Source organism: Microbispora sp. NBRC 16548 (assembly GCF_030268985.1).
Lineage (GTDB): Bacteria > Actinomycetota > Actinomycetes > Streptosporangiales > Streptosporangiaceae > Microbispora > Microbispora catharanthi.
The window spans coordinates 1-13,379 of sequence record NZ_BSSF01000025.1 but is presented as its reverse complement, the minus strand read 5'-3'; the positions used below and the strand labels follow the sequence as shown (position 1 = coordinate 13,379).

Annotated in this window: 12 protein-coding genes; 7 read left to right on the top strand and 5 right to left on the bottom strand. The window is 69.4% G+C overall.

Annotated elements, in window-relative coordinates; all coding sequences use genetic code 11:
* Positions 1 to 9 precede the first annotated feature (9 nt).
* The 6 genes from QSK36_RS39790 to QSK36_RS39765 all read left to right on the top strand — a co-directional run bounded on the left by QSK36_RS39790 (position 10) and on the right by QSK36_RS39765 (position 6,297).
* Positions 10 to 630, top strand: a complete 621-nt coding sequence (locus QSK36_RS39790) for a VOC family protein (protein WP_285785975.1) — start codon at positions 10 to 12, stop codon at positions 628 to 630.
* Entirely contained in the window at positions 627 to 1,376 is a 750-nt protein-coding gene (locus QSK36_RS39785; protein WP_285785974.1) for an SDR family NAD(P)-dependent oxidoreductase, read from the top strand. Before QSK36_RS39790 ends, QSK36_RS39785 begins: the two co-directional genes overlap by 4 nt.
* Before the next feature lie 98 nt (positions 1,377 to 1,474).
* Entirely contained in the window at positions 1,475 to 3,724 is a 2,250-nt protein-coding gene (locus QSK36_RS39780; RefSeq protein ID WP_285785973.1) for a molybdopterin-containing oxidoreductase family protein, read from the top strand.
* Positions 3,721 to 4,506: an SDR family NAD(P)-dependent oxidoreductase gene (locus QSK36_RS39775; RefSeq protein WP_285785972.1), complete on the top strand. Its 786-nt coding sequence runs from the start codon at positions 3,721 to 3,723 to the stop codon at positions 4,504 to 4,506. The genes QSK36_RS39780 and QSK36_RS39775 overlap by 4 nt, the downstream gene beginning before the upstream one ends.
* The gene (locus QSK36_RS39770) at positions 4,503 to 5,474 is read left to right on the top strand and encodes an NADP-dependent oxidoreductase (protein ID WP_285785971.1); all 972 of its coding nucleotides are present in this window, start codon (positions 4,503 to 4,505) and stop codon (positions 5,472 to 5,474) included. Before QSK36_RS39775 ends, QSK36_RS39770 begins: the two co-directional genes overlap by 4 nt.
* 34 nt (positions 5,475 to 5,508) lie before the next feature.
* Positions 5,509 to 6,297: an SDR family NAD(P)-dependent oxidoreductase gene (locus QSK36_RS39765; RefSeq protein ID WP_285785970.1), complete on the top strand. Its 789-nt coding sequence runs from the start codon at positions 5,509 to 5,511 to the stop codon at positions 6,295 to 6,297.
* Positions 6,298 to 6,454: 157 nt separating this feature from the next.
* On the opposite strand, the gene QSK36_RS39760 is transcribed toward QSK36_RS39765, so the two are convergent.
* From QSK36_RS39760 to moaA, 4 genes are all read right to left on the bottom strand, one after another.
* The gene (locus QSK36_RS39760; RefSeq protein ID WP_285785969.1) at positions 6,455 to 7,330 is read right to left on the bottom strand and encodes an LLM class flavin-dependent oxidoreductase; all 876 of its coding nucleotides are present in this window, start codon (positions 7,328 to 7,330) and stop codon (positions 6,455 to 6,457) included.
* Positions 7,327 to 8,310: an LLM class flavin-dependent oxidoreductase gene (locus tag QSK36_RS39755; protein WP_285785968.1), complete on the bottom strand. Its 984-nt coding sequence runs from the start codon at positions 8,308 to 8,310 to the stop codon at positions 7,327 to 7,329. Before QSK36_RS39755 ends, QSK36_RS39760 begins: the two co-directional genes overlap by 4 nt.
* 183 nt (positions 8,311 to 8,493) lie before the next feature.
* Complete coding sequence (locus QSK36_RS39750) at positions 8,494 to 9,192, bottom strand: TetR/AcrR family transcriptional regulator (RefSeq protein ID WP_183541488.1); 699 nt, start codon at positions 9,190 to 9,192, stop codon at positions 8,494 to 8,496.
* A gap of 304 nt (positions 9,193 to 9,496) precedes the next feature.
* Positions 9,497 to 10,498: a GTP 3',8-cyclase MoaA gene (gene moaA, locus QSK36_RS39745; protein ID WP_285786012.1), complete on the bottom strand. Its 1,002-nt coding sequence runs from the start codon at positions 10,496 to 10,498 to the stop codon at positions 9,497 to 9,499.
* Between the two features lie 177 nt (positions 10,499 to 10,675).
* Here moaA and QSK36_RS39740 point away from each other — a divergent pair, with 177 nt between their 5' ends.
* Entirely contained in the window at positions 10,676 to 11,728 is a 1,053-nt protein-coding gene (locus tag QSK36_RS39740) for an MBL fold metallo-hydrolase (RefSeq protein WP_285785967.1), read from the top strand.
* A 540-nt stretch (positions 11,729 to 12,268) separates the two neighbouring features.
* Here QSK36_RS39740 and QSK36_RS39735 read toward each other — a convergent pair.
* Complete coding sequence (locus QSK36_RS39735; RefSeq protein ID WP_285785966.1) at positions 12,269 to 13,246, bottom strand: transposase; 978 nt, start codon at positions 13,244 to 13,246, stop codon at positions 12,269 to 12,271.
* Between the last annotated feature and the right edge of the window lie 133 nt (positions 13,247 to 13,379).

Sequence of the window (13,379 nt, the reverse complement as noted above, 5' to 3'; positions counted from 1 at the left end):
GTCGATGAATTGGAACACACCGTAGAAGACGGCGCCGTCGCGACCGCTCCCGGCCGCGGGGGCGACGCGACGAGCGTCCGGCGGCTCGACCACGTGGCCGTCGCCGTCCGCGACCTTGACCGGGCGTGGGCGCTGTTCGGCGAGACGCTCGGCGGCCGGTTCGTCACCGGCGGCGACAACGACGAGACCGGCATCCGGCTGCTGCACCTGTACCTCGGCGGCCTCAAGATCGAGCTGGTGCAGCCGCTACGCACCGACTCGCTCCTGGCCCGGACGCTCGAGCGGCGAGGCGAGGGAATGCACCACATAACGTTCGTCGTGGACGACGTCAGCGTGACCGTCGACGCGCTTTCGGCCGCGGGTTATCCGATGACGGGCACCGATCTGTCCAATCCGGTCTGGCGCGAGACGTTCGTCAAACCGGCGGCCACGCACGGCGCCTTGCTCCAGTTCGTCGACACGACGCGCGACTGGAGCAAGGGTGTCGACGGAGTCGACCTCGCGACCGTCCTGCGCGGCGGCGCGGTGTTCCTCGACGCCGTCCCCTGCGCGCGTCAGGCCGCGCTCGGCGACGCCGTCCGCCCCGCCCTCGACGACCCCGGGCAGCACCACGAGAAGGAGACGTCATGAGTGGAGACACCGCACGGCCCCAAACGTTCGCCGGGCGGACGGTGATCGTCACGGGAGCCGCCGGAGGCGTCGGGCGGATCCTGGTGCGCGAGTTCCGCCTGCGCGACGCCCGCGTCGTCGCCGTCGACCGCGACACCGCCGCGCTGGACCGCCTCGATGCGGACCCCGGCGTCATGCGCCTTGCCGCCGACGTCTCCGAGGCCGGGGAGGTCGCGCGCGTCGTGGATGAGGCCGGCGAGGTCGACATCATGGTCAACAACGCCGCCGTCATCGATCGGCTCGGCATGGCGCACGAAGTGACGGTGGAGGAGTGGCACAGGCTGCTCGACATCAACCTGACCGCGCCCTTCCTCTTCTGCAACGGCGTACTGCCCGGCATGCTCCGGCGCGGGCGGGGTGTCATCGTCAACGTCGCCTCGGTCGCGGGGGTACGCGGAGGACGCGCGGGCGCCGCCTACACCGCGTCCAAGCACGGCCTCGTCGGACTGACGAAGAACATCGCCGCGACCCTGGGAGACCGCGGCATCCGGAGTAACGCGGTGTGCCCGGGGTCGATTCAGACGGGCATGCAGGACGTCACCGGCGCATTCCCGTCCGCGCTCGAAGCGCTCTCGCGCGACCGGCGCAAGCCGGCCCCCGCGCTGCCCGAGGAGGTCGCCTCGGTCGTCCTGTTCCTCGCGTCGGATGCCGCCGCGCGCGTCAACGGTGTCGCACTGCCCGTCGACTCGGGATCGCTGGCGTTCTGAGCACTCACCCGGGCCGGGTCTTGTTGTGCGCCCTCGGCATGGGATAACTTCCAATAATAAAACAAACGGATGTTTGGTTGAATGGTGGAGGCAAGCCTGTGGCCAAGCTGACCTTCGGCGGCGACGTCAAACGCACCTTCTGCACGCTGTGCCCGCAGCACTGCGGCATGCTGATCCAGATCGACGATGACGGCCAGCCGATCGCGTTCGACGGCGACCAGCACAATCCGGTGGCCAAGGGCAAGTTGTGCATCAAGGGCACCACGGCCATCGAAGTGCACCATCACCCGGACCGGCTCAACTACCCGTTGAAGCGAGTCGGCGAGCGGGGCGAGGGCAAGTGGGAGCGCATCTCCTGGGAGCAGGCCCTCGACGAGATCGCCGAGAAGCTCGCCGACATCCGCGACCGCGAGGGACCCGAGGCGCTGGCCACTCTCGGCGGCACCCACAAGACCCCCGGCGACTGGGCGAGCTGGCGCTTCGCGTGTGACTTCGGGACCCCCAACTTCGTCAGCCAGGGCCGCAACTGCGGTGTCAGCGAGTACATCGCCGAGGTCTCGGTCTACGGCTGGGACACCGTCTACCAGGCGCCGTACCCTGGCCTCACCAAGTGCGTCATCATCTGGGGCTCCAACCCGGCCGAGTCCTCTCCGCCGTCCTTCGAGAGGCTCCGCGCCTGCCAGGCGCAGGGCGCGAAGCTCATCGTCGTCGACCCGCGGCGAACCAAGACCGCAGCCCGGGCGGACCTCCACCTCCAACTGCGTCCGCGCACCGACGGCGCGCTCGCGCTCGGGCTGATCCACGTCATGATCCGCGACGGCATCTACGACAAGGAGTTCGTCGACAAGTGGTGCCTCGGCTTCGACGAGGTCGCGGCCGAAGCGGCCAAGTGGACGCCGGAGCGCACGGAGGAGATCACCGGAGTGCCGGCCGCCGACATCGTGGAGGCCGCCCACATCTACGCGACGAGCGGTCCGGCCCGGCTCTCGTTCGGCGTCGCCCCCACCCAGCTCGGCGAGGGCGCCTCCCGGTCCGCGGTCCTCGGCCGGGCCATCCTGCGCGCGATCTCCGGCAACCTCGACGTCCCCGGCGGTGAGCCGCTGGGCAACCCGTACGACGAGACGCAGTTCGCCTGGCTCGAGAACATCAACTTCGAGAAGCTGATCGACCACCCGCTACGCGCGCGCGAGAGCGTCAACGCCCATGAGACCCGGATCACGTCGATCAGCGGCTATAAGGCGTTCCGGGAGGCGACGAGGAAGATCTACCCCAAGGGGCACACCGGCACGGCGTACGTCCTGTTCGCGAGTCAGCCGGCCATCTACCGGGCGGTCGTCGAGCAGGACCCGTACCCGATCCGGGCGATCATCGTGCAGTGCGGCGAGCCGCTGCTGTCGATGGGAGCCGGCCAGGCGGCGTATAAGGCCTTCACGAGTCCCGAACTCGAACTGCTCGTCGCGATGGACCTGTGGATGACGCCGACCGCCCAGCTCGCCGACTATGTCCTGCCGGCCGCCGACTTCCTGGAGCGCGCCGACCTCAGCGCCCACTGGGGCATCGGCAACTTCTTCGTGGTGGGGCAGCAGTCCGCCCGGCCGATCGCCGAGCGCCGCAACGACTACGACCTGTGGGCCGGTCTCGGCCGCCGTCTCCTGAATCCGGACGACTGGCCCGAGGGGGTCGAGGAGATGTTCGACCGGTTCCTCGCGCCGTCCGGCAAGACGTACGAGGAGTGGGCCGCGGGCGACGCCAACCACCACTTCACCCGGCCCAGGTGGCGCAAGTACGAGGAGCACGGCTTCGCGACCCCGTCGGGCAAGGTCGAGCTCGTGCCCAGCATGTTCAAGCGCTTCGACATCGACCCCTCGCCCGTCTACACCGGCCCGCCGTACTCCATCCCGGACGCGCCGGAGGACGAGTACCCGCTCCAAATGATCCCGGGCAGCCGGGTCCGTGAGCTGACCGCGTCGAACCTGCGGCAGAGCAGCCGGCTCAACCGGATTCATCCTGAGCCGCTCTGCGACATCCATCCCGAGACTGCCGACGAGTGGGGCATCACCGACGGCGGGTGGGTGGTCATCGAGCGGCCGGAGGGTGAGATCCGCCAGCGCGCCCGCTTCGACCAGACGATGCGCAAGGACACGATCAACCCCGACGGTTACTGGTGGGAGCCGGAGCAGGCGCAGAACGAGCCACACCTTTCGGGAGTATGGGTCTCGAACGCCAACGCGATCACGCCGAGCGACCCGAAGCTATCGAGCTTCGCCGGCGACCAGCCGCTGCGCGGCGCCCGGTGCCGGATCCGGCCCGCCGAGGCGCCCGTCCCGGTCCCGCGGACGACAACGTGAGCCGGTCGGTCGCGCAGACCTTCGGAGAGCGTACGGGCGGGGCCATCGTCGTCGGGGGCAGCGGCGCGATCGGCGGCGCGGTGGCCGAGCGGCTGGCGGCCATGGGCGCCGACGTAACCGTCACCTACAGCGGCGGCGCCGAGCGGGCTCGCGCCCTCGTCGACCGGCTGACGGGGCAGGGTTGTGCCGCTCATGCGGCCAGGATGGACATGGGGGACGCCGACCAGGTGCGGGCCGTCGTCGAGGAGTCGGCGCACCGGCACGGCGGCCTCCACACGGTGGTCCTGGCCGCGTCGCCGACGAATTACCAGTCCCACGTCAGCCGGCTCGACCCGGGCCGTTACGTCGAGCAGTTGACCGTCGACTCGGGCGGCACCTTCCGCGTCATCTCCGCCGCGTTGCCGGCGCTGCGGGAGAGCCGGGGCTCGATCGTCGTCGTGAGCACGGTCGCCAACCGCCGGTTCGTCCTGCGCGATGTGCTGTCGTCCGGACCCAAGGCCGCGAACGAAGCCCTCGTCCGGGCCGTCGCCGCCGAGGAGGGACGGTTCGGCGTCCGCGCCAATGCGGTCGGCGTCGGAATCCTCGATGAGGGCATGACCCAGGTCCTCATCGACAGCGGTGACATCCGCCCGGGAGACCTGGAACATGCCATGACCCGGATTCCACTGCGCAGCTATGGAAAGGCGCGGGACATCGCGGCGGCGGTCGCGTTCCTCGCGTCGGACGACGCGCGGTACATCACCGGTCAATGGATCGACGTCGACGGAGGTTACGGTCTGTGAGCGTCCGGGACGTCGTGCGCGCGGCGGCGGTGGGCTTCCACCATTACGGCGGGCCTGACGTGCTCACCATGGTAGAGGTGGACGTCCCGCCGCCGGGGACCGGACAGCTGCTCGTGCGCACGCGGGCGACTCCGGTCAACCCAGCCGACGTATGGTTCCGGGAGGGCGGCGTCGACCGGCTCGTGGGCGACCGGCCCTGGCCGCGGGTGCCGGGTCTCGAGGTGGCCGGGACCGTCGAGACGTGTGGCGAGGGCGCGCCCTTCGTTCCAGGCGACCGGATCCTCGGGGTCACGACCTTCATCGATTCCGGGCGCGGCTGCCAGTCGGAGGTGGCCGTGCTCGACGCCGCGGACACCGCGCTCATGCCGCCCGGCATGGGCTTCGCCGAGGCGTCCACCCTCCCGATGAGCGCGCTCACCGCGCTCGCCTCCCTCGACACCCTGGATCTCCCGCCCGGCTCGACCCTCCTCATCGTCGGCGTCACCGGCGCTGTCGGAGCGTACGCCGCGCAACTCGCCCGCGCACGCGGCCTCAGGGTCCTCGCGACGGCCCGGGAAGACGACCAGGCCTACGCGGTGAGCCTGGGAGCGGATGTGTGCGTCTCCCGGGATGACGTCGTGAGGGGAACCCTCCGTGCGGCGCCTCGCGGTGTCGACGGAGTCATCGACACCGCGGTGCTCGGCTCGAGCATCCTGGGCGCCATCCGGCCCGGTGGCAGGCTCGCCCTGATGCGTCCCATGTCGGGTGCGGAGCGCCCGGAGGCCGAGAGGGCGGGCGTCGACGTGCATCTCATCAGCGTTCGCGCGTACCAGGGTGACCCGGATCGGCTCGCGGGCCTGGTGCGGCAGGCCGCCGCCGGTGATCTCAGGCTCCGGGTCGCGGACACGGTCCCCCCGCGGTCGGCGGCCGAGGCCCACCGGAGGCTGTCGGCGGGCGGGACACGCGGACGTCTCGTCCTGGAGTGGTGAGCACACACGACGTTGCCTTAACCGTGGAGGTGGCATGGGCAGGATGATGTTGGCCGGCCGTACGGCGCTGGTGACCGGGGCCGGCGGCGGCATCGGCCGAGAGATCACGCTCGCGCTGGCACGGGCCGGTGCCGACGTGATCCTCGCCGGCCGTTCGATTGACGCCATGGCCGCCGTCGCGGACGAGGTGCGTGCCATCGGCCAGAAGTCCGAAGTCGTTTCCATGGATGTCACCGCACCGGACAGCGTGAACGCCGCCGTGGAGAGCGCGCTCCGGCACGTGGGTGCGATCGATATCCTCGTGTGCAACAGCGGCATCAGCGGGCCGGCCGCGCCAGTGTGGGAGTACCCGGTCGATGCGTGGCGTCACGTGCAGGACGTCAACCTCACCGGCGTGTTCCTCACGTGCCGGGCGCTCCTCCCGCACATGGTGGAGCGCGGATCCGGCACGGTGGTCGTCATCGGCTCCATCGCCGGCAAGCGACCGAGCCCCAACCGGTCGGGCTACAGCTCGTCGAAGGCCGGACTCGTCGCACTCGTGCGCACCATCGCGCTGGACGGCGGACCCTACGGCATCCGGGCCAACCTCGTCTCGCCCGGCGGCGTCGCGGGCGCCAACCTCGACAACATCATTCAGCAGAACGTCGACGCGACGGGTGCCGATGCGGAAACGGTGCGCGCCTCCTACCGTGATGCCGCTCCGCTGCGGCGTCTCGTCGAACCTGGCGACGTGGCCGACGCCGTGGTCTACCTGGCTTCCGACGCCGCGACGAACGTCACCGGTGCGGACCTGAATGTCACCGCCGGACTCGTCATGCACTGAACCCGCACGTCAGTCCGGCACAGCATCGAGCGGTGCCGGACCGCCGGATCTCCCTCTCGTCCTGGGCAAAGCGAGCTCGCCCGACACACACCCTGGTTGTCGTGGACCTTCAACCCCGACGGTCACTGGCCATGGTCGTCGGTCCACGACAACCGCCTCACCTGTCCGGCCGCGTGAACTCCGCCAGCCGCTCGTCCCAGAACTCCTCCAGCCCCGAGGGCAGCCGATCGAGCTGGAGGCGGGGGCCTGCGTACCCGGCGAGCGTCTGCAACGCTCGTCCCCAGTCGCCGGTGTCCGTCGCGCCGGGCAGGCGCACGATCACGGTGTCCATTCCCCACAGATCGCGTTCGGCCCGAAGCGCGCTCACGAGGGATGCGGCATCTGCGACGCCGTCGCCGGCCAGAGGGCGGAACGCGGCCCGGCGCATCCTCATGGCGGCGTCGCCGAGGGAGGCCGTGACACGCTCCCACGCCGTGCTCACATCGGGAGCCGTGTCCTCGACGGCCGCGATCAGCGGCAGGCCGAACCTGGCGGCACATGCCGTGCCGGCGAGTCCGTGCAGCCACAGCTCCGCGTGCAGGCGGAAGGGCGCGGGGGTCACACGCAGCCGGTGCTCGGGGTTGATCGGGTTCTCCGCCAATCCAGCCGGGATTGTCCAGTGATGCCCCGTATGCCGGAAGGGGCGGGTGGCTTGGGCGGAGAGCAGCACCGACAGCGTCTCGGCCAGACGGTCCTGATCATCCGCCTCGTCGACCACCGCCGTAACGAGGCGCCCGCCCAACAACTGGTCGAGGACATGCAGTTCCTCAGCGAGGTAGAGGGGGTGGCGGGCGCCCGAAACCGCGTGCACGCCGACGTGCAGGTATCGGGTGGTCGCGGCACACGCGGCCGCCGCCACCAGCGCCTCCTGCGGCCGGCCCGCGGCGGGTGTGAGCCAGACAAGGGCGAGGCCCGCCTCCTCGGCCTGGGCGGCGCGTGACGCGACGTCGGCGAGCGGGACTACGGAAAGGTCGATCTCCGCTCCGAGCCTCATGCCGTCACCGCCTCGACGGTCGCGGCCCGGACCAAGGGCAGCACGCTGCCGGCGAAGAGCTCCAGGGCCCGACGCAGGGCCGGCCCATAGGTGAAGTCGAAGTTCAGCCGGACCACAACCTTGTCCACTCCACAGGCCGGCAGTTCCGCCAGCCGCTCGGCCACCTCGCCCGGATCGCCCACGATGGCGGACGCGACGACCCGGTCGACCTGCCTGTCCAACACGTCACGCTGGCTGAAGCCGTGACCCCGCCCCTTCAGCACCCACCAGGCGCCCGCCTCCTCCTGGTAGTGGTCCCGCAGCCGTGGAAGGAACCACTCGCGAGCCCGCGCGCCGTCGGTGTCGACCCACACGTCCTTCAAAACGCCGATACGGCCGCGGGGCACGTCCGCGGCCGCCGCCGCCTCGCCGATCGTGTGCACGGCTCCGCGGAGGGCCCGCTCGTCCAGCGTCTGCGGCAGCATCGCCGACATGCCGCGGCAGCCGAGGCGCCGGAGCGCGGCCTCGGCCATCCCCCCGACCCAGATGGTGTCGGGCGCCAGGCCGTACACCGGGGCGGTGAGCCGGTCCAGCCCGGCGTCCATGCGCCGGCCACGGGAGGGGCGTGCGATACCGAGCCCGTCGTACTCGGCGTCCCGATGTCCCAGTCCCACACCTACATCGAACCGCCGGCCGCCCAGGGCGTTGAGCGACGCGGCCGTCGCGGCCAGCCGGTCCGGGTCGTGCTGCGGCAAGAGCATCATCGCGGTGCCGAAGCGGAGCGTCGAGGTGGCCGCCACGCCGGCCGCGATGGGCAGCATGGGCGCCGGAACCCAAGCGTCGTACCAGAAACGGTGCTCACCCAGCCATAGGGAGCCGAATCCGAGTTCTTCGACGTGGCGTGCCTCATCGGGAAAGGCCCGGTACTGACCAGGGATGGAGTGGGGATACGACGCGGTCGACTGCATCGTCCACAGCCCGACGCCTATGTCCAGCGGCATGTCAAATCTCCATCTGTGCGACGCCGGACATCATCTGCCGGCTCGGACTCCGCCCGCATCATCCACCCCTTCTTTTATTCAACCAGACGATAGGTAGAATACTCGCGACAGGGAGAGCCGCCAAGATGCGCAAAAAAAGAGCCAGGTCGTCCGTCCGGACTTCCTGGCTCTGCCGAATCCGTCTCAGGAGAGGAGATCCTGGCGGAGCTTCTCGAGTCCTCCGGCAGCCTTGACGGCCTTGTCCGAGACGACCGAACCGAGGATCAATCCGGCAAAACGAGCAGCCATCTCGTCCGGAGCCATCGGGCCGGTCGGACTGTACCACCTGGTGAGATAGTTGAGTTCGCCGAGGATGGCGACCGTGGTGAAGCGGACGTCCAGCTCCCTGTCCACCACGCCTTCCTCCTGGCCGTCCTGCAGGATGCCACGAAGAGCGTCGACATAGACGTCCCCGCCCGCGGTGATCTCCTCCCTTCGCTCCGGGCTCAACCGGTCAAACTCTCGGATCTGGATGGTGAAGCCGGTGAGGTGGCGGATGCTGAAGTGCACGTGCGCGGTGACGAAGGCCACAAGGCGTTCCAACGCGGGCCGGTCCGACTTCGCGATCGGCACTATCTCCTCGAGCGCCGCGTCATAGACGTCCTTGATGATCCTGTAGAGGAAGTCCTCCTTGGAACGCACGTAGTGGTACAGGCTGCCCTTGAGGATGCCGACGGCGTCGGCGATGTCCTGAATGCTCGTGGCGCTGTACCCGTTGTCCAGCATGAGCTTCGCGGCGGCGTCGACGATGTCCTGGAAGCGCTCCGGGTCCGGTCCCCGGCGCGGCCGTCCCCGTTTGGAAGAGCCCCGGGCTTCGTGGGCCTCTGATGACGTGTCAGCCACCGCGCCTCTGCTCTGTCTCGCTGAGGGCATTGAGCCAATCTACCGTTTGTATGAACCTGTGAGACGCCAAGTCTAGCTCTCGAATGCTCTTCGATCTCCGCAACCCTCGCAAGGAGCCGGGAGTTGGATCGCGCCGACGCGACCATCTTCCTACGGCCTGGACCGCGTGACGCGCCCCGCACTCCTGTCTCGATCACTTTCCCCGGACGAGATCGTGATCTCAGAGGTCGCGGACGCTTGTCATGCTCATCTCTCGGTTCGCCCACCGATCGTCACCATCGCGCGGTCGCGCAGAGCGATCAGGTCAACCACCGATGTACGACATCTCGACTCGCGGGCCGGACAGACCGCCCTCGGCGCGCAGCTGTGACGAACGGTCGGTACGGGCGAACCAGGTGGCCGCGATCAGCGCCTCGATCTCCCCATCCGTGGTGCCATCACGCAGCGGCGTACGCAGATCCAGGCCGGCCGAGGCGAACAGGCATGTGTAGAGCTCTCCCGCGGAGGAGAGCCGGGCCCGCGTGCAAGCATGGCAAAACGGCCGGGTCACCGAGGCGATCACCCCTACCTCTCCGGCCCCGTCAAGATACCGATAGCGTTCGGCCACCATCCCGGCACCCGGCCGATGGACCGGCTCGATCGGCCAGCGGGCGTGCAGCCGCTCGACCACCTCGGCAGCCGGAACCACCCGCTCGCGCCGCCAGCCGTTCGTCGTGCCCACGTCCATGAACTCGATGAACCGGACGGTCACACCGCTGTCTCGAGCCCACTCCGCGATCGACTCGATCTGGCGGTCGTTCACTCCGCGCTGAACCACCGTGTTGACCTTCACGGGTGCCAACCCGACCGCTTTGGCGGCGGCCACGCCCTTCAGCACGGAGGCGACCGGCTGAACGGTATCCGCCAACTCGCGGAAGGTGTGATCATCCAGGCTGTCGAGGCTGACCGTGACCCGCCGCAGTCCCGAGCGCCGCAGTGGCTCGGCGAGCCGGGGCAGGAGCAGGCCGTTGGTCGTCATCGTGACCTCCTCGAGGCCCTCGACGGCCGCAAGGCCCGCCACCAGGTCCGCGACCCCTCGGCGCAGGAGCGGCTCTCCGCCGGTCAGCCGAATCTTACGGACGCCCAGCCGTACGAAGATGCGCGCGAGCCGGGCGATCTCCTCGAAGCTCAGCAGCGCCCCGCGGTCCAGAAACACGTGCTCAGGACCGAAGACTTCTCGGGGCATGCAGTAACGGCACCGGAGGCTGCATCGGTCGGTGACGGAGATCCTCAGGTCTTGCAGAAGGCGACCGAACTGATCGGCCACACCGAGGGCCACATCCCCTCCACTTGTTCAACCAATCGATTGTTAGGTATAAATGTACAGAACCGCTCGTACCCAGACAAGACGAGGAGTGCGAACCCTGTCACATGGCGCCTGGGAGCCCTCCCGACCGCGGCCTTGCGTACGGGGCCCTTTAGATTCTGATGAACCATGAGTGACGTGAGCGCGGTGAGGGGGTTCGGCATGCTGGCGGAACAGCCTGAGGATTGGCGAGAACCCGGAGCGCATCCGGTGGTGCCGGGGGTCTACCGGGTGCCTCTTCCGATCCCCGCCAACGGCCTGCATGCCGTCAACGCGTATGTCATCGAGAGCCTCGAGGGGCCCGTGATCGTCGACTCCGGGTGGGCGATGCCCGACGCGGAGAAGGCCCTCGCCGCCGCGCTGGAGGCGTTGGGGCATCGGCTCTCCGACCTTGCGCAGGTGTTGGTGACCCACGCCCACTGGGACCACTATTCGCAGGCCCTGGCCTTGCGGCGCGCCTTCGGCGTACGGGTGCGCGTCGGCCGGGGCGAACGCGTGTCGATCGAGGCGCACGACCCAGCCAACGGCCTGCACCCGCGCCAGGCCGAGATGCTCCTCCGCTGCGGCGCCCCAGACCTGGCCCGCCGTATCGCCACCCAGGAGGTCTCGGAGGAGGACCGGAACATGCCCTTCACCCTCCCCGACGCCTGGCTCGACCACGGCGAGCGGATCCCCCTGGGGCCACGGGAAATCGATGTGGTCGCCACTCCGGGACACACCCGCGGTCATGTGGTACTTCGCGACGCGGTCGCGGGCCTGCTGTTCGCGGGCGACCACGTGCTTCCGCATATCACCCCCTCCCTCGGACTGGAGCCCGTTCCGGAGCCCAAACCGCTGCGCAGTTACCTCGACTCGCTGCGGTTGGTGCGGGACATGCCAGACACGCTGCTGCTGCCCGCCCACGGCCCGGTCACCCGCAGCGTTCACACCCGGATCGAGGAGCTTCTGCGGCACCACGAGGAACGGCTTGACGAAGCCTTCGGCCACGTCAGGGCGGGAGCGAGCACCGCCTTCGAAGTCGCCCGCGCCATGCGATGGACCCGGCGCGGGCGGAAGCTCGACGACCTCGACCTGTTCAGTCAGATGCTCGCGGTGCTGGAGAGCGACGCCCACCTCGATCTACTCGCCGACCACGGCCTGTTGACCGCCACGGGAGACGATGGCATCCGCCGCTACGTGCTCTCTCAGTAACATCCGCCCCGACAACCGCATCATCCAGGCGGTGAAAAGGAGCAGCGGGCTCACCTGTGGGGCTGTATGTCGGCTAGCCTCCTGCGCCGCCGTCGACCCCGCGTTCCACACGCTCCTCGACGAGTGGATGAACGAGGCCATCGGTGACATCAAGGAGGGGCTCGACCGTGCCGGCCGGTCCCCCGCCGGCACCCGCCACCTCCGCAGCGTCATCGCCATCACCGAGCTCGACTACGTCGCCCGCCACTGGAGACCGGGGTCTGGGGTGTCGAGCGCGACGAGATGCTGGATGTCCTCACGGAGCGCTCGGTCGCCACTGAGCGCGGCAGCGCCGGCTCGACAGCCGTTGCCGGGTGTGCTCCTGCCACGCCTGGCGGTCCATGACGCGAGCAGGTTGGCTTAACGAGCGGGGTTGCCGCGACCCGCGTGATGCTGTCCGCGGTCGTGCAATCTCCTAACCGCCATTTGCGGGCATTTCGGCGACCCGATGGAGCGCCTGATAGAGCTGCCTGTACTCCGCCAGACGGTGCGCCATCTGCCTCAACCGGCGTACGGGCGCGGCGGCGGTGTAGAGGCCGGAACCGATCTTGAGGATGAGGCCGTTTTCGGCCCATCGTGAGAGCTGTGTGTACATGGCGCCGAGGGTGATGTCGCCCAGGTAGCAGGGGATTTCCCGGGGCGCCAGGACCGGCCGGGATCTTCCTGGAGCAGGGCCAGGAGCCTTTCCCCGCGGCGGTCGGTCAGTGCGGCGAGCTGGTCGTCGCGGGACGCCGTGGGAAGCGGGGGTTCGATGGGTGCTGCAAGGACGATGGTGAGAGCGGTGACGGGCTGGCGGTCGGGCCGGCCGTCATCGCGTCGTTCGTGGTAGCGGGAGATCGGTGACTTGACCTTGCGGGTGCTCACCCGCGGGCGGCGGCGCGGAAGCAGATGGGCAAGGACGCGACGCCCGATGACCCCGACCAGGTTGGTGCCGTACTCGGTGACGCCTGCGGCTTGAACGACCAGATCGCGGGCCGCGTGCAGGGCGATGGACAAGCCGCAGCGGTCCGGGTCGGTGCCGGGCCGGGACTCGGCGGCGTCGACCATCGTCGTACGAAGGAGCTGGTAGAGCGTGAGAACCGAGCGCATCTCCTGCTCCAGCCCGGCGGGGTCACCCGAGCGCAGCACCCGCCCCTGCATGATGGTGTGACGCAGCGCGTAGTAGGCCGACTCGTGCTCCCACCGCTGAGGGTAGAGGGCGACCAGGGCGGCGGCTGGATAGCGCGGCCCGCGTCGGTCAACGTGGTGGCCAGGTAGGAGCCGGTGAAGGTGGTGCCGTCCACGCAGGTCACGGTCACGCGGGCCTCGACGACGCGGATCTGGAGGGTGCCGACCATCGTGAGGTAGGAGCCATCGGCGAGCACGGCCGAGACAGGTGCGCCGATTGCTGCGCAGCCGGCCGAGGATCTGCGCGCCGGTGGCGGCAACCTGGGCCAGGAAAGCGTTGCTGTCGAAGCCCTTGTCCCATAACACGAGCATGTCCGGTGATGTTCACCGCCTTTCGTGGAGTCCCTTTGGTTGACTGGCATGCCTGAACCCCGAGAGAGGTCAGCATGCCGAGGAGCTATCCCCCCGAGTTCCGTCGCAAAGTCCTGGACCTGCTGAAGGCCGG